This window comes from Streptomyces sp. 1222.5, assembly GCF_900105245.1.
Lineage (GTDB): Bacteria > Actinomycetota > Actinomycetes > Streptomycetales > Streptomycetaceae > Streptomyces > Streptomyces albidocamelliae.
Map to the genome: position 1 here is coordinate 2,781,269 of NZ_FNSZ01000001.1, position 24,471 is coordinate 2,805,739.

Annotated in this window: 25 protein-coding genes; 9 read left to right on the forward strand and 16 right to left on the reverse strand. The window is 72.3% G+C overall.

Annotated features, from left to right (window positions below; all coding sequences use genetic code 11):
• The first annotated feature begins 575 nt into the window (after positions 1 to 575).
• Together BLW57_RS12340 and BLW57_RS12345 are read left to right on the forward strand one after the other, a co-directional pair.
• Entirely contained in the window at positions 576 to 788 is a 213-nt protein-coding gene (locus BLW57_RS12340; RefSeq protein ID WP_093474375.1) for a hypothetical protein, read from the forward strand.
• A gap of 160 nt (positions 789 to 948) precedes the next feature.
• Positions 949 to 1,227, forward strand: coding sequence for a hypothetical protein (locus tag BLW57_RS12345; RefSeq protein WP_093474376.1), 279 nt, complete (start codon positions 949 to 951; stop codon positions 1,225 to 1,227).
• Between the two features lie 188 nt (positions 1,228 to 1,415).
• Here the strand turns inward: BLW57_RS12345 and BLW57_RS12350 are convergent, their stop codons facing one another.
• Together BLW57_RS12350 and BLW57_RS12355 are read right to left on the reverse strand one after the other, a co-directional pair.
• Positions 1,416 to 1,697: a hypothetical protein gene (locus BLW57_RS12350; RefSeq protein WP_093474377.1), complete on the reverse strand. Its 282-nt coding sequence runs from the start codon at positions 1,695 to 1,697 to the stop codon at positions 1,416 to 1,418.
• 173 nt (positions 1,698 to 1,870) lie between these two features.
• A complete protein-coding gene (locus BLW57_RS12355) occupies positions 1,871 to 2,455 on the reverse strand; it encodes a flavodoxin family protein (RefSeq protein WP_093474378.1) in 585 nt (194 codons plus the stop codon).
• A 106-nt stretch (positions 2,456 to 2,561) separates the two neighbouring features.
• Here BLW57_RS12355 and BLW57_RS12360 point away from each other — a divergent pair, with 106 nt between their 5' ends.
• The gene (locus BLW57_RS12360) at positions 2,562 to 2,957 is read left to right on the forward strand and encodes a winged helix-turn-helix transcriptional regulator (RefSeq protein WP_093474380.1); all 396 of its coding nucleotides are present in this window, start codon (positions 2,562 to 2,564) and stop codon (positions 2,955 to 2,957) included.
• Here BLW57_RS12360 and mutM read toward each other — a convergent pair.
• The 8 genes from mutM to recG form a co-directional block, all read right to left on the reverse strand.
• Complete coding sequence (gene mutM, locus BLW57_RS12365; protein WP_093474381.1) at positions 2,930 to 3,790, reverse strand: bifunctional DNA-formamidopyrimidine glycosylase/DNA-(apurinic or apyrimidinic site) lyase; 861 nt, start codon at positions 3,788 to 3,790, stop codon at positions 2,930 to 2,932. The genes BLW57_RS12360 and mutM overlap by 28 nt on opposite strands.
• An 86-nt stretch (positions 3,791 to 3,876) precedes the next feature.
• Positions 3,877 to 4,707 carry a ribonuclease III gene (gene rnc / locus BLW57_RS12370; RefSeq protein WP_176985559.1) on the reverse strand — a complete coding sequence of 277 codons (831 nt, stop codon included), beginning with the start codon at positions 4,705 to 4,707 and terminating at the stop codon, positions 3,877 to 3,879.
• An 8-nt stretch (positions 4,708 to 4,715) separates the two neighbouring features.
• On the reverse strand, positions 4,716 to 4,889 hold the full coding sequence (rpmF, locus tag BLW57_RS12375; RefSeq protein ID WP_003951102.1) for a 50S ribosomal protein L32: 174 nt from the start codon (positions 4,887 to 4,889) through the stop codon (positions 4,716 to 4,718).
• A 2-nt stretch (positions 4,890 to 4,891) separates the two neighbouring features.
• A complete protein-coding gene (locus BLW57_RS12380; protein ID WP_093474384.1) occupies positions 4,892 to 5,542 on the reverse strand; it encodes a YceD family protein in 651 nt (216 codons plus the stop codon).
• Positions 5,543 to 5,681: 139 nt separating this feature from the next.
• Positions 5,682 to 6,773 (reverse strand): ATP synthase F0 subunit B, encoded by a 1,092-nt coding sequence (locus tag BLW57_RS12385; protein WP_093474385.1) that lies wholly within the window; start codon positions 6,771 to 6,773, stop codon positions 5,682 to 5,684.
• A 57-nt stretch (positions 6,774 to 6,830) separates the two neighbouring features.
• The gene (coaD, locus tag BLW57_RS12390; RefSeq protein ID WP_180361926.1) at positions 6,831 to 7,310 is read right to left on the reverse strand and encodes a pantetheine-phosphate adenylyltransferase; all 480 of its coding nucleotides are present in this window, start codon (positions 7,308 to 7,310) and stop codon (positions 6,831 to 6,833) included.
• 26 nt (positions 7,311 to 7,336) lie between these two features.
• Complete coding sequence (gene rsmD / locus BLW57_RS12395; RefSeq protein ID WP_093474388.1) at positions 7,337 to 7,924, reverse strand: 16S rRNA (guanine(966)-N(2))-methyltransferase RsmD; 588 nt, start codon at positions 7,922 to 7,924, stop codon at positions 7,337 to 7,339.
• Positions 7,925 to 8,080: 156 nt separating this feature from the next.
• Positions 8,081 to 10,300 carry an ATP-dependent DNA helicase RecG gene (recG, locus tag BLW57_RS12400; protein WP_093474389.1) on the reverse strand — a complete coding sequence of 740 codons (2,220 nt, stop codon included), beginning with the start codon at positions 10,298 to 10,300 and terminating at the stop codon, positions 8,081 to 8,083.
• A 210-nt stretch (positions 10,301 to 10,510) separates the two neighbouring features.
• Here recG and BLW57_RS12405 point away from each other — a divergent pair, with 210 nt between their 5' ends.
• Positions 10,511 to 12,346, forward strand: a complete 1,836-nt coding sequence (locus BLW57_RS12405) for an HSP90 family protein (RefSeq protein ID WP_093474390.1) — start codon at positions 10,511 to 10,513, stop codon at positions 12,344 to 12,346.
• On the forward strand, positions 12,346 to 15,282 hold the full coding sequence (locus BLW57_RS12410) for a hypothetical protein (protein WP_093474392.1): 2,937 nt from the start codon (positions 12,346 to 12,348) through the stop codon (positions 15,280 to 15,282). Before BLW57_RS12405 ends, BLW57_RS12410 begins: the two co-directional genes overlap by 1 nt.
• Positions 15,283 to 15,306: 24 nt before the next feature.
• Here the strand turns inward: BLW57_RS12410 and BLW57_RS12415 are convergent, their stop codons facing one another.
• Positions 15,307 to 17,100 (reverse strand): DAK2 domain-containing protein, encoded by a 1,794-nt coding sequence (locus tag BLW57_RS12415; protein WP_093474393.1) that lies wholly within the window; start codon positions 17,098 to 17,100, stop codon positions 15,307 to 15,309.
• A 259-nt stretch (positions 17,101 to 17,359) separates the two neighbouring features.
• Here BLW57_RS12415 and rpmB point away from each other — a divergent pair, with 259 nt between their 5' ends.
• A complete protein-coding gene (gene rpmB, locus BLW57_RS12420) occupies positions 17,360 to 17,545 on the forward strand; it encodes a 50S ribosomal protein L28 (protein ID WP_004924906.1) in 186 nt (61 codons plus the stop codon).
• Between the two features lie 160 nt (positions 17,546 to 17,705).
• Here rpmB and thiD read toward each other — a convergent pair whose 3' ends face one another.
• Together thiD and BLW57_RS12430 are read right to left on the reverse strand one after the other, a co-directional pair.
• Positions 17,706 to 18,494 carry a bifunctional hydroxymethylpyrimidine kinase/phosphomethylpyrimidine kinase gene (gene thiD, locus BLW57_RS12425; RefSeq protein WP_093474395.1) on the reverse strand — a complete coding sequence of 263 codons (789 nt, stop codon included), beginning with the start codon at positions 18,492 to 18,494 and terminating at the stop codon, positions 17,706 to 17,708.
• A complete protein-coding gene (locus BLW57_RS12430) occupies positions 18,491 to 19,456 on the reverse strand; it encodes a thiamine-phosphate kinase (RefSeq protein WP_093474396.1) in 966 nt (321 codons plus the stop codon). The genes thiD and BLW57_RS12430 overlap by 4 nt, the downstream gene beginning before the upstream one ends.
• 249 nt (positions 19,457 to 19,705) lie before the next feature.
• On the opposite strand from BLW57_RS12430, the gene BLW57_RS12435 reads away from it, so the two are divergent.
• Together BLW57_RS12435 and BLW57_RS12440 are read left to right on the forward strand one after the other, a co-directional pair.
• Positions 19,706 to 19,939, forward strand: a complete 234-nt coding sequence (locus BLW57_RS12435; protein ID WP_030040983.1) for an Lrp/AsnC family transcriptional regulator — start codon at positions 19,706 to 19,708, stop codon at positions 19,937 to 19,939.
• 20 nt (positions 19,940 to 19,959) lie between these two features.
• Positions 19,960 to 20,478, forward strand: a complete 519-nt coding sequence (locus BLW57_RS12440) for a DUF3515 domain-containing protein (RefSeq protein WP_093474398.1) — start codon at positions 19,960 to 19,962, stop codon at positions 20,476 to 20,478.
• Positions 20,479 to 20,487: 9 nt separating this feature from the next.
• On the opposite strand, the gene BLW57_RS12445 is transcribed toward BLW57_RS12440, so the two are convergent.
• From BLW57_RS12445 to BLW57_RS12455, 3 genes are all read right to left on the reverse strand, one after another.
• The gene (locus tag BLW57_RS12445) at positions 20,488 to 21,645 is read right to left on the reverse strand and encodes a D-alanine--D-alanine ligase family protein (RefSeq protein ID WP_093474399.1); all 1,158 of its coding nucleotides are present in this window, start codon (positions 21,643 to 21,645) and stop codon (positions 20,488 to 20,490) included.
• Positions 21,646 to 21,726: 81 nt separating this feature from the next.
• Positions 21,727 to 22,737 carry an NAD(P)H-dependent glycerol-3-phosphate dehydrogenase gene (locus tag BLW57_RS12450; RefSeq protein ID WP_093474401.1) on the reverse strand — a complete coding sequence of 337 codons (1,011 nt, stop codon included), beginning with the start codon at positions 22,735 to 22,737 and terminating at the stop codon, positions 21,727 to 21,729.
• Positions 22,734 to 23,531 (reverse strand): lysophospholipid acyltransferase family protein, encoded by a 798-nt coding sequence (locus BLW57_RS12455; protein WP_093474402.1) that lies wholly within the window; start codon positions 23,529 to 23,531, stop codon positions 22,734 to 22,736. The genes BLW57_RS12450 and BLW57_RS12455 overlap by 4 nt, the downstream gene beginning before the upstream one ends.
• 153 nt (positions 23,532 to 23,684) lie before the next feature.
• Between BLW57_RS12455 and cofC the strand changes: the two genes are divergently transcribed.
• A complete protein-coding gene (gene cofC, locus BLW57_RS12460; protein WP_093474404.1) occupies positions 23,685 to 24,323 on the forward strand; it encodes a 2-phospho-L-lactate guanylyltransferase in 639 nt (212 codons plus the stop codon).
• Positions 24,324 to 24,471 lie beyond the last annotated feature (148 nt).

The window sequence follows — 24,471 nt, forward strand, 5'->3', positions numbered from 1 at the left end:
GGGCCGTCTCAGGACCGTCAGCGGTAGCCGAGTCAGCCCCGAAGACCGCATCGACGGCGGCCCGGGTCCGGGGCGCGCTGGGTGGCCCTGTCCGGAGTACGTCCAGTGGGCGAGCACCAGCGTGGAGCCCTCACCGCGGTAGTGCCCCGTCGATCGAACTCACAAGTCGCTGATCGAGAAGGCAACCGAGGTCGCGCAACTTGTGGGGGGATCCTGGCCTTGCTCGTCCTCCTGTGCACCCCGTTGGCACCTCGCGCCTTCTCATAGGCGTGCCCCACGCGTTCCCTGAGAGGCGGTGGCCGAGGGGGAACAACGGGGACGACGGGCCGGCAGGTCAGCAGAAGGCCAGCTCAGCAGCGCTCACGTACGTGATCCCTCCAGCTAGACGGGGGCTCACCGGGACTGCTGGTTCACGACGTCTGCTGCACATCCAGGGCCTGTCCGACGGGGCGCATCACCGCCCCCGCACCCGCCGGCACTGTCACCCGATTGGCTCAACACGACGTGCCACCCACATGGGTGAAGATCAAGCTGAATAGTGTTCCAACAGAGGCAATCCGTGAAAGGCGAACCAAATGCGCATTCGACGAAGCCTCGCCGCCGTCATCACCACGGCAGCCCTCGCCGGACTCGGCCTGACAGGCGCCGCCACCGCCACCGCCGCCACCCACGCCGCCCCCACCGGCGCCGCCCCGACCGTGGGTGAGTGCGAGAAGGGCGGCGGAACAGTTGATTGGGCGACCTGGACCTGCAAGGGCGGAACGTACGACGGGCAAAAGATCGACTGACCCTCGCAAAGCGCCCCGCAGCCACGCGCCGCGGGGCGCTCCCACGCGAGCGTAGCCGGGAGAGTCGCAGGGACTGTGCCGACCCGTCGGGCACGCTCAAAGAGGCGCGAGAGGTCGCGGCCGGCACGCGGCCGGCACGTCGGACTCCGAGTGCGCACACATGGCGGACTCGTACTTCGAGGCCTTCCTGAGCGACACGGATGGTGTGCCGGCAGGGTCCGAGCGGGACGTCAGCGCACTCACGGAGTCGCCCTCGGACGAACGGGTGCTCCACATCGTGGAGCGGGTCGTTCTGGCCCTCAACGAGGTCTACGAACGGCACGAAAGCAGCGGCTGGCGCTCGTCGCTGCCGCGCTCCGCGCTCGCGAGCGGAGCGATCCGTGCGGACAGGAACCGCTCGATCGCCCGCACATCGCCGAGATCGACGTCCGCCGCGTAGACCAGAGCGGGTCGCCGCCGCGCACGCCCTTGCGAGGGTTCCACGTCCGGAGCGTAGCCACCGGCCGGCACCACCGATGTCGCCCGGGCCGCCTCACGGCTCGCCCCCGGCCGGCGAGAAAGGGCCGCCGCATGGGGTGCGGCGGCCCTTTCTCCGGGTCCGGCCCGGTGGTTCGCCGGCGCGCCGCGTCAGCGGATGATGATCACCACGGGGACGGAGCTGTAGGGATAGCCGGCGAACGGATAGAACCCCGTGGCTCCGAGTGTGCCGAAGCCGCAGTTGTTGAAGCCGCGGTTGAAGCCCGCACCGAAGCGGCATCCGCCGTGCGTCTGGACGCTTGGTGACAGCGACCGGACGCTGTCCGTGGTCACCGCGGCTGACGCCGGGTTCGCGACCGCGACCGTTCCGGCGACGGCACCGCCCGCGAGGACGGCGGCGGCCAGGGTTCGCATGACCGGGTTGCTGCGCATATGTCGGCCTCCTTCACCCCGAGATATCCACACCCCTCCGGTATCTCCGCTCACACCAGGTAACACCCGTTCGACGGAACGTACCACCCAGGCGATCCCGAGCCCCGGGATTCCGGGCCCGGGGCCGGGGTGCCGGATCCGTCGCCGGGCCCGTCACCGCGCCCGGAGCCGCCCTACGCGGCGGCGCGCCCGCGCGCGAACAGCAGCGCGGTCTCCGCCACGCGGCGGCCGAGGTGCTCGGCCGTGGCGATGTCGGCCTTGTGGACGCCCTCGGGACCCTGGTCGTTGTTGCTCTGCGCGGCGGCGCCGGCGAAGAAGCCGAGGCGGTTGAGGTCGTTCTCCGAGGCGGTGCTGCTGTTCCAGCCGGGCAGCAGGCCGAGGTTGACCCAGTGCATACCGTGCTGGGCGGCGAGCGTCTGGAAGAACTGCAGGGTGTGCAGCTTGTCGCCGCTCTTCGAGGCCGAGTTCGTGAAGCCGGCCGCCAGCTTGTCCTTCCAGTCCTGGCCGAACCAGCGCCGCGAGCTCGCCTCGGCGAAGACGTGGAAGGCACCGGAGGCGGTGCCCATGTAGGTGGGCGAACCGAAGACGATCGCGTCCGAGCGGTCCAGCGTCTCCCACTGCTCGTCGGTGATGTCGTCGACCTTGATCAGGTGCACCTCGGCACCCGCGTCCGCCGCGCCCGCACGGACGGCCTCGGCGAGGACGGCGGTGTGGCCGTAACCGGAGTGGTAGGCGATGGAAACGACAGGGTAGGACATGACACTCCTTGGAAGGGGCAGCTCAAAAGCAATAACCAAAGGAAAGCACTAGCTAGAAGTTAGTGCAACCTGGCAGGTGGCGCTGCGCGCGCGTACCCTTTCCGATATGACCGCCATCGCCCCGGACCACGACGACCTCGCCTACAACGTCTTCGCCAAGGCCTGCCCGTCACGCGGCACGCTGGAGCACGTCACGGGCCGCTGGGGCGGACTGACGCTCGGCGCGCTGCACGAGGGCTCGCTGCGCTTCAACGAGCTGCGCCGCCGGGTCGACGGTGTGAGCGAGAAGATGCTGTCCCAGACACTGCACGCGCTGGAGCGCGACGGACTGGTGCACCGCGAGGCGCAGCCGACGAACCCGCCCCGCGTGGACTACGAACTCACCCCCCTGGGCCGCCAGGTCGCCGAGCGCCTGCTGGCGCTCATCCACTGCGTGGAGGGTGCGATGGACGACGTGCTCGCGTCCCGTGCGCGTTACGACGAGACGCGCGGCGGCCTCTGACACTTCGGGCAGAAGTAGCTGGAGCGGTTCATCCAGGGCCGGCGGCGGATGGGGGTGCCGCACCGCTTGCAGGGCAGGCCCTCACGGCCGTACGCGTCCAGGGAGCGATCGAAGTAGCCCGACTCGCCGTTGACGTTGACGTACAGGCTGTCGAAGCTGGTGCCGCCGACGGCGAGGGCCGCGTTCATCACGTCCCGTACGTGGCCCAGGAGTTCGGTGACGACCGGGCCGGTGAGGTTCGCCGTCGGCCGCTCGTAGTGGAGGCGGGCGCGCCAGAGGGCCTCGTCCGCGTAGATGTTGCCGACCCCGCTGATCAACGACTGGTCAAGCAGGGCCCGTTTGACGGTCGTGCGCTTGCGGCGCAGGGCCTGCCGGAACGCTTCCTCGTCGAACAGCTCGTCGAGGGGGTCGCGGGCGATGTGCGCGATGACGTCGGGCAGCCCGTCGGGGGTGTTCTCGTGCAACGACAGTCCGCCGAAAGTGCGTTGGTCGACGAAGCGCAGTTCCGTGCCGAGGGAGTCGGCGAACCGGATCCGGATGCGCAGGTGCTTCTCGTCGGGCACCTCGTGCGGCTGCACCAGCAGCTGGCCGCTCATGCCGAGGTGCGCGAGGACGGACTCGTTCGTCTCCTCCAGCGGCAGCCACAGGTACTTGCCGCGACGGCTGGGGGTGCCGATGTGCTTGCCCTTGAGCCGGTGCGCGAAGTCGTCGGCGCCCGCCACGTGCCGGCGGACGGCGCGCGGGTGCAGCACCTCGACCTCGGCGACGGTGCGATGGGCGGCCCATCGCTCCAGACCGCGCCGGACCACCTCGACCTCGGGCAACTCGGGCATCGGGACCCCCGTACACAGCGGTGGATGAGCCGAACGCCCGCCCCGTCGGGAACGGTGGGGCGGGCGTCCGGATACTGCTCTCTTCGTCAGGCGGAGGCGGACGACGGGTTGCCGTCCTTCGCAGCGGCCTCTTCGACCGCCTTGGCGCGCTCGTCCGCGGCTGCCCGGATGGACCGCCAGGCGGACTCGGCGGCCTGCTGCTCCGCCTCCTTCTTGCTGCGGCCGGTGCCGGTGCCGTACGAGACGCCTCCGACGCGGGCAGCAGCAGTAAAGGTCTTCTCGTGATCGGGACCGGTCTCCGAGACCAGGTACTCGGGCACGCCGAGCCCCTCGATCGCGGTGAGCTCCTGGAGACTGGTCTTCCAGTCCAGGCCGGCTCCGAGGTTCGAGGACTTCTCGATCAGCGGGTCGAAGAGCCGGTGCACCAGCTCCGAGGCCGCGTCGAGGCCCTGGTCGAGATAGACCGCGCCGATCACCGCTTCCAGGGTGTCGGCGAGAATGGACGCCTTGTCCCGGCCGCCCGTGCCCTCTTCACCACGGCCGAGCCGGATGAAGGAGCCCAGGTCGAGGCCACGACTGACCTCCGCCAGCGCACGCGAGTTGACCACCGCGGCCCGCAGCTTGGCCAGCTGGCCCTCGGGCAGGTCGGGGTGGGTGCGGTACAGCGTGTCCGTGACGACGAGGCCGAGCACGGAGTCCCCGAGGAACTCCAGTCGCTCGTTCGTCGGCAGACCGCCGTTCTCGTACGCGTACGAACGGTGGGTCAGCGCACGCACCAGAAGGGCGGACTCGAGCTGATAGCCGAGCCGCCCTTCCAGAAGCGTGTGGGACGAGGCCTGGTTGTCCACCTTCTTCTTGGCGGGTACGTCCGCCTTGGCGTCTTCCGCCCTCTTGGGACTGGACACAGTGCCTCTCACCAGCCCGCTCAGACTTCGAGGACCTGGCGCTTGTTGTAGGTGCCGCAAGACGGGCACGCGATGTGCTGCTGCTTGGGCTCGTGGCAGCGCTCGCACGCAACCAGGGTGGGGACCGCAGCCTTCCACTGCGACCGGCGGTGGCGCGTGTTGCTGCGCGACATCTTCCGCTTCGGAACAGCCACGGCTACTTCTCCTGCTTCTCGTCGACGCCCGCTTCCGCGTCAGCGCCGCTCATCTCGTCCTTCTCGCCGTCTTCAGGTGAACCGGCGAGTCCCTGCAAAGCCGCCCAACGGATGTCGACGGCGTCGTGGTGGTGGTCCGGGTCGTCCGCGAGCCGCACTCCGCACTCGGAGCACAGGCCCGGGCAGTCTTCCTGGCACACCGGCTGCATCGGCAGTGCGAGCACCACCGCATCGCGCAGCAGAGGTTCGAGGTCGAACAAGCCGTCCTCGAGGTAGAACCTGTCCTCGTCGTCCTCGGCGTCGTCGCCCGGTTCCGCGATCACGCGGCCCCGGTCGTCGGCGTCAGGGTACGAGAACAGCTCCTGGAAGTCCGTTTCGAGCTCCAGCCCGACCGGCTCCAGACACCTTACGCACTCCCCCTCGGCCTGTGCACGGGCGGTGCCTGTGACGAGCACACCTTCCATGACCGACTCGAGTCGGAGTTCGAGCTCCACCGGGGCGCCCTGCGGCACTCCGATGACACCCGGGATGCCGAGATCGGCCGGGGCGTCGATCGTGCGGGTCAGGCGCTGCAGCGCGCCAGGACGCCGACCCAGCTCGTGCGTGTCGAACACGAAGGGGTTGCGGTGGTCGAGGCGGGCGTTGGAGGCCATTCCTGCTTTCGATCTTCTGAACTCGAGGGGACGCCACCCGACGGTGTTCCGGGCAGCGGTGATCGCGGACATACGCGCGACCGAAGAGCCAGGATACTGGACCTTTCGCTCAGGGCCCAATCCGGTACGGCTCCGGCTGCTACTGCAGGCCCCGGCCCTGCTCGTACGCCCTCAGCTGCTCCGCGCTGATCATGCTCGTGTCGAAGAGGCTGGCCTCGTCGAGGTCGTAGCCCTGCTGGGAGTGCTGATGGGCCTGCTGCTGCGCCTGGTGGGGGTCGTAGGCGGGCTGCTGGGCGTCGTACCCCTGGTAGGCGTAGGGGTCGGCCTGCTGGTAGCCGTACGGGTCCTGCTGCTGGGCATAGTCCGGCTGCTGCGGGAAGCCCGCGTACGGGTCCGGCTGCTGCGGGACGGGATCGCCTCCCGCCGGACCGTAGCCGGGGGCGGGGGCGTAGGCCGGCTGCGGCTCGTACGACGGCTCCGGCTGCCGCGGCGCGGGGCGCTCGGCCGGGGTGTCGGCGAAGTCCGCGAGGTCGGCGAGGTAGTCGGCGTCACTGGAGTGCTGGAAGGTCGTGGTGTCGTCGGCGAGGGCGCCGAGGTCGTCCGTGGCGATCCGGCCGTGCAGCTTCTGCCGGCCCCGCCCGACGGCCTCCAGGGTCTTGGCGAGGACCGCCTCGAAGGCGCCGAGCTTGACGTCGACGTACGCGTCGGCGTTGTGCCGCAGGGTCTCGGGGTCCTGGCTGCGCTCGGGGGCGTCCTCGTCCTCGTAGCCGTTCTCGTCCAGGCCGGGGCCGGTGCCGAGCAGCTTCTCGCGGCCGCGGCCGACCGAGCCGAGCGTCTTGGTGAGGACGACCTCGAAGTTGGCGAGCTTGGAGTCGACGTAGTCGTCGGCCTCGGCGCGGACCTCGTCGGCCTCCTTGCGGGCTTCCTCGAGGATCCGGTCGCCCTCGGCCTTGGAGCGGCGGGCGATCTCCGTGTCGGAGATCAGCGAGCCGCGGTGGGCGTGCGCGTCGGAGATGATCCGGTCGGCCTCGGCGCGGGCCTGCTCGACCATCTGCTCACGGTCGCCGATCAGTTCCTGCGCCTGTGCGAGGGAGCCGGGCAGGGCCTGGCGCACCTCGTCCAGCATCGCGAGCAGCTCGGCACGGTTGATCACGCAGGACGCCGACATGGGCATGCCCCGGGCGCCTTCCACCGCGGAGACGATCTCGTCGAGCTTCTTCTGCACGTCCACCTGTGCTCGCCACTCTCTACAGCCGGGTTGGAGACGGACGGGACGACTGTAGCCCCATCAGTCCTTGCGCAGGCGCGTGTTCAGGGCGTCCAGGATCTGGGCGGGCACCAGGTGGGAGACGTCCCCGCCCCAGGCCGCGACCTCCTTGACCAGGGAGGAGGAGAGGAAGCTGTAGGTGGGGTTGGTGGGCACGAACAGCGTTTCGACGCCCGTGAGGCCGTTGTTCATCTGGGCCATCTGCAGCTCGTAGTCGAAGTCGCTGACCGCGCGCAGGCCCTTGACGATGGCCGGGATGTCGCGCTGCTTGCAGAAGTCGACGAGGAGGCCGTGGAAGGCCTCGACCCGGACGTTGCCGTACTCGGCGGTGACCTCGCGGATCAGCTCGATCCGCTCCTCGATCGCGAACAGGCCCTTCTTGGACTGGTTGATCATCACCGCCACGTAGACCTCGTCGTACAGACGGGAGGCTCGGGCAATGATGTCGAGGTGTCCGTTGGTGATCGGGTCGAACGACCCGGGACAGACGGCGCGGCGCACTTGTGATCCCTCGCTCTCCGGTCCGGTCATCGTGCGTCTTCGCACGTAGAGGCGGCGCGACCGTACCAAAACGTTCCCTCGCCGTAGCGACGGGACCGGATCGCCTCGAAGCCGTCCGGCCAGTGGAATTCGCCGCCTCTGGTGCTGCGCTCCACGGTGACGAGGGCTTCCCCGGCGAGCCAGCCTTCCGTGCGGAGTGTGAGCAGAATCTCCCGAAGATCGTCGTCGGTGACGGCGTACGGAGGATCGAGGAAGACGAGGTCGTACGGATCGGCCGGGGGTGCGGTTCTGATGATCTGTTCCGCTTTGCCCGCCCGTACCTCCGCGCCCGGCAGACCGAGGGCGCGGACGTTCTCCCGGACGATGCGGGCCGCGCGTGCGTCCGCCTCCACCAGGAGGGTGTGGCCGGCGCCCCGGGACAGGGCCTCCAGGCCCACGGCTCCGGAACCGGCGTAGAGGTCCAGGACCCGCTCGCCGTCCAAGGGACCGCCCAGCAGGGACTGCCAGGTGGAGAAGAGGCCCTCGCGCGCTCGGTCCGAGGTCGGCCGGGTGCCGGTGCCTGGCGGAACGGCCAGCCGGCGTCCACCGGCTGCGCCGGCGATCACGCGGGTCATTTCGGGTCCTTCGTCATGGGCGGCTTCAGCGGCTGTACGGGGTAAGTCTGGCAGGCGGACGTACGGCACGCGTCTCGCCGGGCTCCGTACGCGAGGGCGGCACCCTCGTGGTCCGGCTCGCGTGCCACTGCCCGGGTGCCGCCGCCGGCTGCGGCGTCAGCCCTTCTCCAGGTACTGCTCCCGCTCCTCGTCCAGGAGGGCGGCCAGGGCCGTGCGCAGGCCGGGGAGGCGCTCCAGTTCGGGGTCCGCCGCCACGAGGGACGCCGCCTCCTCCCGCGCCTGGGCGATGACCTCCTCGTCCTCGATGACCGCGAGGACCCGGAGGCTGGAGCGGGCGCCGGACTGGGCCTGGCCGAGGACGTCGCCCTCGCGGCGCTGTTCCAGGTCGATGCGGGAGAGCTCGAAGCCGTCGAGGGTGGAGGCGACGGCGTTCAGGCGCTGGCGGGCCGCGCTCGCCTCGGGCATCTCGCTGACCAGGAGGCACAGGCCGGGCGCCGCGCCACGGCCGACCCGGCCGCGCAGCTGGTGGAGCTGGGAGACGCCGAAACGGTCGGCGTCCATGATCACCATGGCGGTGGCGTTGGGGACGTTGACGCCCACCTCGATGACGGTCGTGGCGACCAGGACGTCGGTCTCGCCCGCGGCGAAGCGGCGCATCACCGCGTCCTTGTCGTCGGGGTGCATACGGCCGTGCAGCACCTCGACCCGCAGGCCCTGGAGGGGGCCGCTGTTCAGCTGGCCGGCGACGTCCAGGACGGCGAGCGGGGGCCGCTTCTCCGCCTCGTCCTCGGCGGACTTCTTCCGCCCGGCCTTCTTGGGGTCGTCCTCCTCGTCCCCGATGCGGGGGCAGACGACGTACGCCTGGTGGCCGTTCGTGACCTCCTCGCGGACCCGCTCCCAGGCGCGGGCAAGGAAGTGCGGCTTGTCGGCGGCGGGCACGACGTGGCTGGCGATCGGGGACCGGCCGGCCGGGAGCTGGTCGAGGACGGAGGTCTCCAGGTCCCCGAAGACCGTCATGGCGACCGTGCGCGGGATGGGCGTGGCCGTCATGACGAGCAGGTGCGGGGGCTGCTTGCCTTTGCCCCGGAGGGCGTCGCGCTGTTCGACGCCGAAGCGGTGCTGTTCGTCGACGACGACCAGGCCGAGGTCGTGGAACTGGATCTTGTCCTCGATGAGGGCGTGTGTGCCGATGACCAGGCCGGCCTCGCCGGTGGCCAGGTCGAGCAGGGCGCGGCGGCGGGCGGCGGCGCCCATGGAGCCGGTGAGCAGGACCACCTTGGTGGCGTGCTCGGCGCCGCCCAGCATGCCTCCCTCGGCGAGCTCGCCCATCATCTCGGTGATCGAGCGGTGGTGCTGCTGGGCGAGCACCTCGGTGGGCGCGAGCATGGCCGCCTGGCCACCGGCGTCGACCACGGCGAGCATGGCCCGCAGGGCGACCATCGTTTTCCCGCTTCCCACCTCCCCCTGGAGCAGCCGGTGCATCGGGTGGTCGGTGGCCAGGTCGTCGAAGATCTCCTTGGAGACCTTCCGCTGGCCCTCGGTGAGAGTGAAGGGGAGGCGGTCGTCGAAGGCCGCGAGGATGCCGTCCGGCCGGGGGGTGCGGGGTACGGCGGGGAGCTGGGTGTCGGCGTGGCGGCGGCGGGCCAGGGCGACCTGGAGGACGAAGGCCTCGTCCCACTTGAGGCGGTCGCGGGCACCGGCGATGTCCGCCTTGGTGTGCGGCCGGTGGATCTTGAGCAGGGCTTCGGGCAGCGGGAGCAGGCCACGGCCCTCGCGGAGGGTGTCCGGGAGCGGGTCCAGGGCCTCCTGGGCGCTGGGCAGCACGGTCTGGACCGCCTTGCCGATCTTCCAGGACTCCAGCTTGGCGGTGGCCGGGTAGATCGGGATGAGGGCGCCGGCCCAGGTCTCGACCGTCTCCTCGCTGTCGCCGTGCAGCAACTCGTAAGCGGGATGGGCGAGTTGGAGACGGCGGTTGAAGACGGAGACCTTGCCGGCGAACATCGCGCGGGTGCCCGGCAGCAGCTCCTTGTGGGGCTTGTGCACGCCGTGGCCGAAGAACACCAACTGGAGCCGGCCGCTGCCGTCGGTGATCGTGACCTCCAGGCGCTGGCCCTTGCCCCGGGGGGCCTTGGCGGAGGCGAAGGTGTGCAGACGGGCGTCGGCGACCTGGGCGACCACCGTGACGTGCTCGTCCATCGGGAGGTCGGCGAGGTGGGTGAGCTGCCCCCGCTCCTCGTATCTGCGCGGGTAGTGGTGCAGGAGGTCGCCGACGCTGTGCAGGCCGAGGTGCTCGGCCATCACCTTCGCGGTGGCGGGGCCGAGCACTGACTTCAGGGGTTGTTTCAGTGGTTCTTCCAGTGCGGGCACGAGATCCATTGCACACCACCGCACTGACAATGCCGTAGACGCTGCCCTGCGATTTCGTCCCGCGGGGCCTCCACTTCGTCGGAGAGATCCGGGAAAGCCCTGGTCAGGGGGGCTGTTGCGGGCCTAGGATGACGTGCTCCGGCCATCCTTCGCGGTCACCGCCCACCCGGGACCGCCCGACCCCGCGCCGAACGCGCTCCCCCCTCCGGCGCAGTGACGATGGACTCCCAGACCTCACAGTCATCCCAGGCATCCCAGTCACCCCACCAACCTCATACGTTTCAGGTCGACCTGCGCGGCCTGGTGGACCTGCTCTCGCACCACCTCTACTCCAGCCCCAAGGTCTACCTGCGGGAGCTGCTGCAGAACGCCGTGGACGCCGTCACCGCCCGGCGGGCCGAGGAGCCGGACGCCCCGGCGCTGGTCCGGCTGCACGCGGCGGACGGCGGCCTGCGCGTGGAGGACAGCGGCGTCGGGCTCAGCGAGTCGGACGTGCACGCCCTCCTGGCGACCATCGGCCGCAGCTCCAAACGGGCCGAGGGACTGCAGGCGGCCCGGTCCGACTTCCTCGGCCAGTTCGGCATCGGGCTGCTCGCCTGCTTCGTGGTCGCCGAGCGGATCCGCGTGGTCAGCCGCAGCGCCAGGGCGCCCGAGGCGCCGCCGGTGGAGTGGACGGCCCGCGACGACGGGTCGTACACCGTGCGCACGCTGCCGCACACGGAACGGCCCGAGCCCGGCACGACCGTGTACCTGACCCCGCGCGCGGGGGCCGCCGAGTGGCTGTCGCCCGAGCGGGTCCTCACCCTGGCCCGGGACTTCGGCGCGCTGCTGCCGTACGACGTCCGGGTGGGCGGGGAGCGGATCACCGATCTGCCCGCGCCCTGGGACCGCCCGTACCCGAGCCCCGCCGCGAGACGGGTGGCGCTGGCCCGGCACTGCCACGAGCTGTTCGGGTTCACCCCGCTGGACTCGATCGGCCTGGACGTGCCGCTGGCCGGTGTCCGCGGGGTGGCGTACGTGCTGCCGTCGGCGGTCAGCCCGGCCCAGCGGGCGACGCACCGGGTGCACCTGAAGGGCATGCTGCTCACCGAGCGGGCCGAACAGCTGCTGCCGGACTGGGCGTTCTTCGTGCGCTGCGTGCTGGACACCGACAGCCTGCGGCCGACCGCCTCGCGCGAGTCGCTGTACGAGGACGAGACCCTCGCCGCCGTGCGGGACGCGCTCGGCGAGCGGATCCGGTCCTGGCTGACCGGGCTCGCCGCGGGTGATCCGGAGCGGCTCGCGGCCTTCCTCGCCGTGCACCACCTGGGGGTGAAGTCCCTCGCGAGGCACGACGCCGACATGCTGCGCACGATGCTGCCGTGGCTGCCGTTCGAGACGACCGACGGACAGCTGTCCCTGGAGGAGTTCGCGCAGCGGCACCCGGTGGTGCACTTCACGCGGACCGTCGAGGAGTACCGGCAGGTCGCGCCGATCGCCTCCGCGCAGGGCGTCGGGGTCGTCAACGGCGGCTACACCTACGACAGCGAGCTGGTCGAGGCGCTGCCGCGGGTGCGGCCGGGGACGGTCGTCGCCGAGCTGGACGCGGACACCGTGACCGCGCACCTGGACGCCGTGGACCCGGCCGGGGAACTGGCCCTGTCGGGCTTCCTGGCGGCCGCGCGCGCGAAGCTCGATCCGCTCGGCTGCGACGTGGTCCTGCGCGCCTTCCACCCGCTGTCCGTGCCCGCCCTGCACCTGGACGACCGGGCGGCACGGCACGAGCAGGCGCGGGCGGAGGCCGAGGAGCGGGCCGACGACCTGTGGGCAGGCATCCTGGGCTCGCTGCGCGGCGGCGCCCCGCGCGCGCGTCTGGTGCTGAACCATCTCAACCCGCTGGTCCGGCGGATCAGTTCGATCAAGGACCCGGAGCTGATCGGCACCGCCACCGAGTCGCTGTACGGGCAGGCGCTGCTGATGGCGCAGCGTCCGCTGCGGCCGGCCGACTCGGCGCTGCTCAACCGGGCGTTCATCGGCCTGCTGGAGTGGGCCACGCACGGGGAGAGCGACCGCTGATGGATGAGATCGCGGACTTCGACGCACTGCGCCGGGCACTGGCGGAGAACTCCGAGCAGCCGGAGGGTCCGGCCCGCAACGCGCGCGCGGAGCTGCTGCTGGCCGAGGCGGAGCGGCTGGAGGTGCCGCTCGCCGTGATCGAGGCGCTCGGGCACCAGCTGAAGGTCTACAACTACAGCTCCGAGAAGGACAAGATGTTCGTCCCGTTCGCGCGGCTGCTGCGGATGTGGGACGAACGGCCGGAGGACTTCGACGCGTACGAGGCGCACTCGCTGCACTGGGTGTTCAAGTGGATGTCGGCGGGCATGCTGGACCAGCCGCACGTCCCGCTCACGTCGGTCGAGAAGTGGCTCGGCGAGATGGAGCACCGCTACCGGCTCGCCGGGCACTCCGAACGGGCCGTGCGCAGCGCCGAGTTCAGCGTGGCCGCGCACGTCGGGGACCTGGCGCGGGCGGAGCGGGCGTACACCGCGTGGCTGGCCGCGGACCGCGACGCGATGGCCGACTGCCACGCGTGCGAGCTGCACGGGCAGGGTGTCTGGCAGGCGGAGTCCGGCCGGGACGCGGAGGCCCTCGGCCTGTGGCGGCCGGTGCTGGAGGGCGAGTACAGCTGCGCGCACGAGCCGCACACGGTCCTGGCCTCGTCGCTGAAGCCGTTGCTGCGGCTCGGCCGGGTGGAGGAGGCCCGGGCGAACCATCTGCGGGGCTTCCGGCTGGTGCGCCCCATGGAGAGCATGCGCGGCGCCTACGCGGACCACGTGGAGTTCTGCGCGCTGACCGGCAACGAGGCACGCGGTCTCGAACTGCTCGCCGAGCGGCCGGCGTACTTCACGGACACCGGTCATCCGCGCAGCCGGCTCGACTTCATGGCCGTGGTGGCGCTGCTCGCGGACCGGCTGGCCGAGCTGGGGCTGGGCGGGCAGCGGGTGCCGGGGCCCGCCGGGCGGACGTGGACCGCGCGGGAGCTGGCCGTGCACGCGCGCGCGGAGGCGACGGAGCTGGCCGAGCGGTTCGATCGCAGGAACGGCACCTCGTACGTCGGCGAGCGGACACGCGCGCGCATGGCGCAGCGCCCGCTGGTGGAGCGGCTCCCGCTGGGTGTGCGTACGGTGCGCCCGGCGCCGGCGTCGGCAGCGGCGGCCCCGGTGCCCGGGAACGCCGACGGGCCGGCCGACCTGACCGTGCTGCTCGCCGAGGCGCGGCGGATGTCGGACACCCTGCGGCCGCACGCGCTGAGGGCCTGGGCGGCGGTGGCGGAAGCGGCGCGGGACGCGGAGCTGGAGCCGCGCGACCGCGCGGAGATCGCCGACCACGAGGCGATGGCGGGCGGGCCCGAGGGCGTCGAGTTGTTCGAGCGGGCGGCCTCGCTTTACGCGGAGGCGGGCGATCCCGGCGAGGCGCTGGCGGCACGCGCGCGCGGGGCCTACGTCCGGGCGCTGCACGGCGAGGTCGACGCGGCCCTGGCCGTCGTGGCGGGCCTGTACGACGAGGTGCTCGCGCTCTACGCCGACGGGGCCACCGGGGTGCGGCAGACGGCCGCGGTGGTGATGAGCCGGGCCCGGATCCTGATGCGGCGTATGCGCGAGGAGCCCGCCGGACCGGCCGCCGGGACGGCGCTCACGGCCGCCGAGCGGGCGGTGCGCGAGGTGCTGGCGCTCGTCGACGGGCGGGAGGGGGACGAGGTGCGGCTGGCGGCGCGGGCCGCCGAGGCCCGGGCGATGCTCGCCGAACTGGCCGGGCACGCCGGGGACGCCGGCCGGGCGGCCGAGCTGTTCCGGCGGGCCGTCGACGAGTACGTGGCCGCGGGGCTGCCCTGGTTCGCGGTCGAGTACGAGGTACAGGTCGCCGCCCTGGCCCACCAGGCCGGTGACCTGGCCGGGGCCGAGCGGGCCCTGCGCGGGGCCCTGGAGCACGGCGGGCCGTACGTGGAGGCGGTCGGGCGGGCGCAGCTGCACCTGCAGCTCGCGGAGGTGATCGGCGGCCGGGGTGAGGCCGTGGAGGCCGCGGAGCACGCCCTGGAGGCCGCGCACTGGGCCGACGAGGCGGGCGAGAGCGGAACGCTCGGCGCCTGGGCGCGGCAGCAGCTGGGCGGCTTCCTGCTGCGCCAGGGGCGGTACGCGGAGGCCGCCGAGGTGCTGGAGTCCGCGCTGGCCGACCTGGACCCGGGGACGCACGGTGACGGGGTGGTCGTGCAGGCGCGCTGGTGGCTCGGCGACTGCCTGGGCGAGCTGGGCGAGCACCGGGAGGCCGCCGAGCACCGGCTGCGGGCCGCCGACATCGCCCGGCACTGGCCCGAGCAGCAGGACCACGCCACCCTCGCGCATCTGGCCGCCGAATCCCTGGGCAGCGCCGGTCTGCTGGACGAGGCGGACGAGGCCTACACGCGCGCGGGAGAGCTGTGGCGCGCCCTGGACAACCCGTACTTCCTGGTGCGGTCGCTGCGCGCCCGCGGCTGGCTGGCGCTGCGCGGTGCGTCCGGGGTGGAGGGCGCGCGGGATCTGATGGCGGAGGCGGTAAGGGAGTGCGAGGAGGCGCTGGCGGCCGCCGCCGACCCGGTGGCCCGGGAACAGCTGACGGACGAACTGGGCCACACCCACCGCCAGTTCGGTGACCTGCTGGCCCGCTGGGCGGCCGAGCAGGCCGAGGAGGAGGCGGCGGACGGCGTGGTCCGGGCCGCGCTGGAGGCGGCGCTGGCACGGACGGAGGAGGCGGTCGCGGTGTTCGGCACGCTCGGCGCGGGCGGGCTGCACGGCCGTACCGGGGCGGAGCTCGCCGCGGGGCGGCTGGAGGCCGACCTGGGCCGGCCCGCCGGGGCGGCGGCACGCGCGCGTGGTGTGCTCGCGGCCTACGAGGGCGCCGGTGACGAGGACGAGACGGTCCTGGCCCGGCGGGCGGAGGCGGACCGGATACTCCGGGCGGCGCGGGCCGGGGCGTGAGCGGGGCGCGGGCGGCCGGGCCGCTCACTCCACGCCGATGAGCAGCAGCGCGCCCTGCCGGCCGCCCGGGTACACGACGGTGTCCACGGCGAGGTAGGACTCGCGCACCCGGGTCTGGAGGCGGCCCGCGACGGTTGGCGGGGCCTCGTCGCCGACGACGAGGGTGACGAGTTCACCGCCGGCCTGGAGCATGCGGTCCAGGAGGGTCTCGGCGGTGGCGGTGACGTCCGGTCCGATCACCGCCACGTCGCCGTCGATCAGGCCGAGGACGTCTCCGGCCTGGCAGATCCCGGCCGTCGTCCAGGACTGGCGTTCGGCGACGACGACCTCGGCGTACCGGGTGGCGCCCGCCGCCGAGGTCATCTGGACGACGTCCTCGTCGAACCGACGCTCCGGCTCGTGCACGGCGAGCGCGGCGATGCCCTGGACCGCGGACCTGGTGGGGATCAGGGCCACCCGGATGCCCTCGGTGCGGGCCTGCTCGGCCGCGGCGGCGGCCGTGTGGCGCAGTTCGGCGTCGTTGGGCAGCAGGACCACCTCGCGCGCGTGGGCGCGCCGCAGGGCCTGCACCAGCTCCCCGCTGGCGGGCGGTTCCCCGGGGCGGGCGAGGACGGTGGTCGCGCCGGCCTCGGCGTACAGCCCGGCCAGGCCCTCGCCCGGTACGACGGCGACGACGGCCCGCTGGACGCGCTCGCGCGGCGGCCGTTCCCCGCCGGTGTGGACATCGCCGAGCCCGAAGTGCGTGATCCGGATCCGGTACGGCCGCCCTGCCTCGACGCCCGCCTCCACGGCGGCGCCCGCGTCGTCGACGTGCACATGGACGTTCCACAGTCCGTCGCCGCCGACGACGACCAGGGAGTCGCCGAGGGCGTCGAGCCGCGCGCGCAGCCGGGCCACGGCCGCGTCGTCGGCCTCCAGCAGGTAGATCACCTCGAAGGCGGGACCGCCCGGCTCGGCGCCGTCGGCGCAGCCAGCGGGTCCGGAGACGGCCGCGCAGGCCCGCGTGCCCTCCCCGGGGACGGCGGAGGCGGCGTCCGCGGTTTCGGAGGCGGCCCCTTCCGCACGGGTCCACGGTCCGGCCGCGGTGCCCCCGGGCACACCCGTCACGCGCGCGTGCGCGTCCGAGGCGGCCTGGGCGGCGTGCAGGGACTCGCGCACCGCCTCCCCGGTGAACGCCTCCACGAGCGCCCCCAGCACGGTCACCAGTCCGCGTCCGCCCGCGTCGACCACTCCGGCCCGGCGCAGCACGGCCAGCTGGCCGGGAGTGGCGGCCAGGGCCGCCCGCGCACCCTCGTACGCCGCCCGCGCGACGGTTCCGCAGTCGCCCTCGGCGCCCTCGGCGGCGTCGGCCGCGGCCGAGGCGACCGTCAGCACGGTGCCCTCGACCGGATGGGCCACGGCCTCCCGGGCGGAGTCGGCGGCCCGCCGCAGGGCCAGCCTGAGCCCCGTACCGTCGGGGTCGGCGGATCCGGGCCGGGAGTCGTCGGCGAGCACCTGGGCCATGCCCCGCAGCAGCTGCGCGAGGATCGTCCCGGAGTTGCCGCGGGCCCCGATGAGCGCCCCGTGGGCCATCGCGCGCACCGCGTCCGCGAGGGACGGCTCCTCGGCACCCGTCCCGTGGCCGGCGAAGACGGCCTCCACGGCGGTCGTCGCGGACTCCAGGGTCAGATAGAGGTTGGTCCCGGTGTCGCCGTCCGCCACGGGATAGACGTTGATCGCGTCGATCTCCTCACGGGCCCGCCCGAGTGCCCGGAGCGCCAGACCGCACCAGGTGCGCACCGCGAGAGCATCGAAGAATGTCTGCGGCACCTGCGGCACCTGCGCCTCCCTGAGCCGGCCGTACGTGGGACGCAGCGTAGACCCCGGGCCGGTCCTCACCGGAAGAGGGCCGGGGGCGGGGCCCTGAGCTGCCATGGTAGTTTCGTTGTACGGACGCAGTCGTTGTATGCTGCTCCGGTTGCCCGATCCGATCGGGCCATTCCCCCTGGCAACGCCATTCAAGGTCTCAAGTCTGATGATCTCGATCCCGGCATGCCGGGATCAACCGTAAGTGCATCTGAAGTCTTTGGAGTGACCCGTGGCTGCCAACTGCGACGTCTGCGGCAAGGGGCCGGGCTTCGGCAACAACATCTCGCACTCGCACCGCCGTACGCCCCGCCGCTGGAACCCGAACATCCAGCGTGTGCGTACCGTGGTCGGCGGGACGCCGAAGCGCGTGAACGCTTGCACCTCGTGCATCAAGGCCGGCAAGGTCTCGCGCTGACGCTACAGCTGAGCGCGCGGCCACTGCTTGGTTCGCTGCACGAAGCCGGTCCACCTGCGGGTGGGCCGGCTTTTTGCCGTTCCCGGTGATGTCACCGGGCCCCTTCCCTTCCTCCTCGACGAACCGAGTCCCGACCCCTGCCGGGGGCCGGGAACCGTCGTCACGCGCGGAACCGCCAGCCGTGGTCAACCGGTCCGATGCCCGCCCCGAGGGCGAATCCGGCGGCGATCGCTCCGGTGACGTACTCCTTGGCGGCGTGGGCGGCCTCCGGGACCGGCAGTCCCTTCGCCAGTCCGGACGCGATCGCGGAGGCCAGCGTGCAGCCCGTGCCGTGCGTGTGCCGGTTGTCGTGGCGCGGGGACCGCAGCCAGTGCTCCGCCGAGCCGTCCGTCAGGAGATCCACGGCGTCCCCGGGCAGGTGCCCGCCCTTGATCAGTACCCAGCGCGGGCCGTACTCCAGGACGGCCGCCGCGGCCCGGCGCAGACCGTCCTCCGACTCGACGCGGACTCCGGTGAGTTGGATCACCTCGTCCAGGTTCGGGGTCGCCACGGTCGCCACCGGCAGCAGCTTGGTGCGCACCGAGTCCAGCGCGGAGGCGGCCAGCAGCGAATCGCCGTGCTTGGAGACGCCCACCGGGTCGACCACGGCCGGCGCGTCCGTGCCGGAGATCAACTCGGCGACCGCCTCGACCAGTTCCGCGGAGGCCAGCATGCCGGTCTTCACGGCCTGGACGCCGATGTCGTCGACGACGCTGCGGTACTGGGCCCGTACGGCGGCGACGGGCAGTTCCCAGGCGCCCTGCACGCCGACGGAGTTCTGCGCGGTCACCGCGGTGATCACGCTCATCCCGTGCACGCCGAGCGCCAGCATGGTCTTCAGGTCGGCCTGGATCCCGGCGCCGCCGCCGGAGTCCGAGCCGGCCACCGTGAGAACCCTGGGGATGCTCATGACTCCATGTCTCCGAAGTGGTCCCAGCCGCCCTTGCTGGTCCAGGGCGCCCCGTCGACCGTCACCTGGGGCAGCGCCGAGGGGTTGAGGACCTCGCCGATGACCTTCCAGCGCGCGGGCAGCTTCGCGTCCGACGGGAAGGTCGCCACGATCGCGTGGTCCTCTCCCCCGGTCAGCACCCACTGCAGCGGGTCCACGCCGACGGCCTGCCCGATGTCGTTCATCTGCGTCGGGATGTCGATCGCGCCGGACCGGATGTCGATACGGACCTTGCTGGCCTCGGCGATGTGTCCGAGGTCGGCGATGAGACCGTCGCTCACGTCGCACATCGCGGTCGCGCCGAGCGCGGCGGCGGCCGGGCCCGCGTGGTACGGCGGTTCGGGGCGCCGGTGGGCCTCCACGAAGGCGCGCGGCGAGCGGAAGCCGCGGGAGAGCACCGCGTAGCCCGCCGCGGACCAGCCCAGCCAGCCCGTGACGGCCACGAGGTCGCCGGGCTGGGCACCGGCGCGGGTCACCGGCTCCTGGTTGCGCAGATCACCGAGCGCGGTGATCGACACCGTGATCGTGTCGCCGCGTACGACGTCCCCGCCCACCACGGAGGCGCCCGCGACCTGGCACTCGTCGCGCAGCCCGTCCATCAGCTCGCTCGGCCAGGTGACCGGGAGTTCGGCCGGGACGACCAGGCCGAGCAGCAGCGCGGTCGGCACGGCGCCCATCGCGGCGATGTCCGCGAGGTTCTGCGCCGCCGCCTTGCGGCCGACGTCGTAGGCCGTGGACCAGTCGCGGCGGAAGTGCCGCCCCTCCAGCAGGATGTCGGTGCTCGCCACGACCCGGCGGTCGGGCGCGGCGACCACCGCGGCGTCGTCGCCGGGGCCGACCCGGACCGCCGGGGTGGTGGTGAGACGGGAGGTGAGCTCCCTGATGAGCCCGAACTCCCCGAGCTCACCAACAGTGCCCTTCATTTCCCTTGGCTCCCCTTCTCTGCCGTGCCGTGCCCGGTCGCGCGTCACCAGTGTCCCCGATACCGTCGAGGTGACCGTCGGCGCGGTCGGAAATGGCCGTCGCCGCGGTCGAGGTGACCGTCAACTTCCGTCGTGCCTGCACCCTGGCGCGCAAGCCCGGTTCCCGCAGGTCTCCCCGCGGGGAGCGGCAACGCGATACCGTGGCGTTCCTTTTCCCCACATGATCCTCGTGGCCGCCCTGGAGGTTCCGTGGTACAGGCGTACATCCTGATCCAGACGGAGGTCGGCAAGGCGTCGACCGTCGCTGAGACCATCAACAAGATCCCTGGAGTGATCCAGGCCGAGGACGTCACCGGGCCCTACGACGTCATCGTGCGCGCGCAGGCCGACACAGTCGACGACCTGGGTCGCATGGTGGTCGCGAAGGTCCAGCAAGTGGACGGCATCACCCGCACCCTGACCTGTCCGGTCGTGCATCTGTAGCCCCCGTCTACCCTTGGCCGGTGAACTTCTTCCGTCACCGGCCCCTCGGCCTGCTCGCGCCGGCTCTGCTGATCGCGGCAGCGGGCTGCTCCACAACGGACGACAGCGCCGCGGTGGCGGTTCCCCGTCCCGACGCGAAGACGGCCGGGGTGTGCCGGGAGCTGCACCGTGTGCTGCCGCAGAAGCTCGACGGACGGAGCCGCAACGACCCCGAGCCCCGGTCCGCCTACACAGCGGGCTGGGGAAACCCGGCGATCATACTGCGCTGCGGGGTGGTGCGGCCGCCGAAGATGATCGATCCCAAGGTGGCCGAGGGGGGCGACCCGGACGCGGTCGCCGGCGGTGTGAACGGCGTCGACTGGCTGATGGAGAAGCAGGACGACGGCACCTGGCGGTTCACCACGGCAGGCCGGGAGGCGTATGTGCAGGTGAGCCTGGTCGACGGGATGTCCGCGCAGGACGAGGGGACGTCGGTCCTCACGGAGCTCGCCGCTCCCGTCAGGAAGGCGATCCCCGAGGGGATCGCCTCCATGCGGTGAGGACGCGGGTCAGCGCAGTCCGGTCGGGCGGTTCAGCGCCGCCTGCACCAGCCGGTCGATCAGCTCGGGGTAGCTCACGCCGGTGGCCTGCCACATCTGCGGGTACATCGAGATCGGCGTGAAGCCGGGCATGGTGTTGATCTCGTTGATGACGAACTCGCCGTCCTCGGTGAGGAAGAAGTCCGCGCGGACCAGGCCCTCGCAGGAGGCCGCGTCGAACGCCTCGACCGCGAGCCTGCGCACCTCGGCGGTCTCCTCGTCGGTGAGCGGCGCCGGGACGATGCCGGGCGTGGAGTCGATGTACTTCGCCTCGAAGTCGTAGTACGCGTGCGCGTCCGGTGCCGGGATCTCGGCGGGCACGGAGGCACGGGGGCCGTCCTCGAACTCCAGGACGCCGCACTCGATCTCGCGGCCGCGGACGGCCGCCTCGATCAGGATCTTCGGGTCGTGCGACTGGGCCTCGGCGATCGCCTCGTCCAGGCCGGACAGGTCGTCGACCTTGGTGATGCCGATCGAGGAACCCGCGCGGGCGGGCTTCACGAACAGCGGCCAGCCGTGCTCCCCGGCGAAGTCGACGATCTTCTTGCGGGCGGCGGACTCGTCCTGGGCCCACTCGCGGGGGCGGATCACCACGTACGGGCCGACCTTGAGCCCGAAGGAGGTGAACACCCGCTTCATGTACTCCTTGTCCTGGCCGACGGCCGAGGCGAGCACACCGGCGCCCACGTAGGGCACCCCGGACAGCTCCAGGAGGCCCTGCAGGGTGCCGTCCTCGCCGTAGGGGCCGTGCAGCACCGGGAAGACCACGTCGACCTCGCCGAGCGCCTTGGGCACGGAGCCGGGCTCGCTGTAGACGACCTCGCGGTTGCCGGGGTCGACGGGCAGCACCACGCCGCCCTCGTGCGACTCCGCCAGGTCCGCGACCTCGGGGGTGCGGCGGTCGGAGATGGCCATGCGTTCCGGCTCGTCGGCCGTCAGCACCCAGCGGCCCTCCCGGGTGATGCCGATCGGCAGGACGTCGTACTTCGACCGGTCGATGGCGCTCAGGACGGCGCCCGCGGTGACCGCGGAGATCCCGTGTTCGGAGCTGCGACCGCCGAACACGACGGCCACGCGCGGCTTGCGCGACGGCTGCTCAGGGCTCTGGGGGAGGTTCTCGGTGCTCATATCGCGTTGAGAGTACCCGTTGGTATCCCCCGAGTCAGCGCCCGCCGTGCCCCCGTGGCCCCGCGTCGCCCGGGCGGTCGCTCAGCGTCGCTCGGGCTTCGCGCTGCGCGACATCAGCTCCTTGAGGGCGACCACCGGAGGCTTGCCCTCGTGCACGATGTCCACGACCGTCTCCGTGATGGGCATCTCCACCCCGTGCCGGCGGGCCAGATCCGCCACCGACTCGCAGGACTTGACGCCCTCGGCGGTCTGCCTGGTGACCGCGATGGTCTCCTGCAGGGTCATGCCCTTGCCGAGGTTGGTGCCGAAGGTGTGGTTGCGGGACAGCGGCGAGGAGCAGGTGGCCACCAGGTCGCCGAGGCCCGCGAGCCCGGAGAAGGTCAGCGGGTCGGCGCCGAGGGCCATGCCGAGCCGGGTGGTTTCGGCGAGCCCGCGGGTGATGAGCGAGCCCTTGGCGTTGTCGCCAAGGCCCATGCCGTCGGCGATGCCGACCGCGAGGCCGATGACGTTCTTCACCGCGCCGCCGAGTTCGCAGCCCACCACGTCGGTGTTGGTGTAGGGCCGGAAGTACGGCGTGTGGCAGGCGGCCTGGAGGCGCTGGGCGACCGTCTCGTCGGTGCAGGCGACCACGGCGGCGGCCGGCATGCGGGCGGCGATCTCCCGGGCCAGGTTGGGGCCGGTGACCACCGCGATGCGGTCGGCGCCGACCTTGGCGACGTCGTCGATCACCTCGCTCATCCGCATGGTGGAACCGAGTTCGACGCCCTTCATTAGGGACACGAGGACGGTGCCGGGCGCGAGCAGCGGGACCCACTCGGCGAGGTTGGCGCGCAGGGTCTGGGACGGCACGGCGAGGACGGTGAAGTCCGCGCCGCCGAGGGCCTCGGCGGCGTCCGCGGTGGCGCGCAGGTTCCGCGGGAGTTCGACACCGGGCAGGTAGTCGGGGTTGGTCCGCGTGGAGTTGACCGCCTCGGCCAGCTCGGGGCGGCGGGCCCACAGGGTGACCTCGCAGCCCGCGTCGGCGAGGACCATGCCGAAGGCGGTGCCCCATGAGCCGGTGCCCATGACGGCCGCCCGGACAGGCTTGCTCACGAACTGGTCTCCTGTTCCTCGCCGCTCTGCACCTCGGTGCGTTCCCTGCCCCTGCCGGCCTGTACCTGGGTCCGGCGCCGCTGCTCGATCCGTTCCCGGCGCGGGTCGTAGGGCGTCTCGGGGGCCTGCTCGCCGCGGATCTCCTCCAGCAGGCGGGTGACGGCCGCCATGAGGACCTCGGTCGCCTCCTTCAGCAGCTCCGGGGTCATCTCCCGGTCGTAGAAGCGCGACAGGTCGACCGGCGGGCCCGCCAGCACGCGATGGGTCTTGCGCGGGAAGAGGTGCGGCTTCTTGGCATACGGCGGCAGCAGTTCGTTGGCGCCCCACTGGGCGACGGGAACGACCGGGCACTTGGTCTGCAGCGCCACCCGGGCCGCGCCGGTCTTGCCCGTCATGGGCCAGCCGTTCGGGTCGCGGGTGAGGGTGCCCTCGGGGTAGAAGGCGACGCACTCACCGCGCTCCACGGCGTCGATGGCGGCGCGGAACGCGCTCAGCGCGTCCGTGCTCTCGCGGTAGACGGGGATCTGCCCGGTGCCCCGCATGGCGGCACCGACGAATCCCTTCTTGAAAAGACCGCTCTTCGCGAGGAATCGCGGAACCCGTCCGGTGTTGTACTGATAGTGCGCGTACGCGAAGGGGTCCACGTGGGAATTGTGGTTCACCACGGTGATAAATCCGCCCTCGGCCGGAATGTGCTCCATTCCGCGCCAGTCCCGCTTGATCAGAACCACCAGCGGCGGTTTGCAGAGCACCGCTGCGAAGCGGTACCAGAAGCCGATTCTGCGGCGGGGCACAAGGACACCTTCCTCTAGGGCTGCCACCCCGGCTGGGGGCCGCACAAGTGTGGCCCCGGGGCGCCGGTCTGTCGAGAACACCGTACGCCCGACACGCTGGGCGTCCGCCGCCGCGGGTGACAATGAGCGCGACAAGAGAGGGACGGTACGCCGGTGCAGTGGACCTTGGTCATTCCCCTGAAGCCCCTGACGCGGGCCAAGAGCAGGCTCGCGGACACCGCGGCGGACGGGGTGCGCCCGGGACTGGCCCTCGCGTTCGCCCAGGACACCGTGGCCGCGGCGCTGGCCTGCGGGGCTGTGGCGGATGTGGCGGTCGTCACGGACGACGAACTGGCCGGGCGCGCGCTGGCGGCGCTGGGCGCGCGGATCGTCCCGGATGCCCCCGCGGACGGCCTGAACGCCGCTCTGGCGTACGGCGCGGCCGTCGTACGGGACATGCGCCCCCGCACACCGGTCGCGACCCTCAACGCCGATCTGCCGGCGCTGCGGCCGCCGGAACTGGCGCGGGTGCTCCGGGCCGCTGGGGAATTCCCGCGCGCTTTTCTCGCGGATGCAGCGGCACTCGGCACGACTTTGCTCACCGCGGCACCGGGTCTCGAATTGCGGCCGGCGTTCGGCACGGATTCCCGTACCCGGCACCGGGCCTCGGGAGCGGCGGAACTCGACCTCGCGGACGTCGACTCGGTACGGCAGGACGTGGACACCGGGGACGATCTGCGGGCGGCACTGGCACTGGGAGTGGGCCCGCACACGGCGGCGGTCTCGGCGGGGCTTCTCATTCCGGAAGCGTGACGATCATCCACGGGTGCGCCCCGAAGGGGCGCGGGGAGCTGCGCGACCAGCCACCGCACACCCGCACCCGACCACCCACGGCCGGGACGAACAGACCACCGGCGCCGGCGGGCAACTCACGGCGAACCGGCGACGGACACGGTCCCGG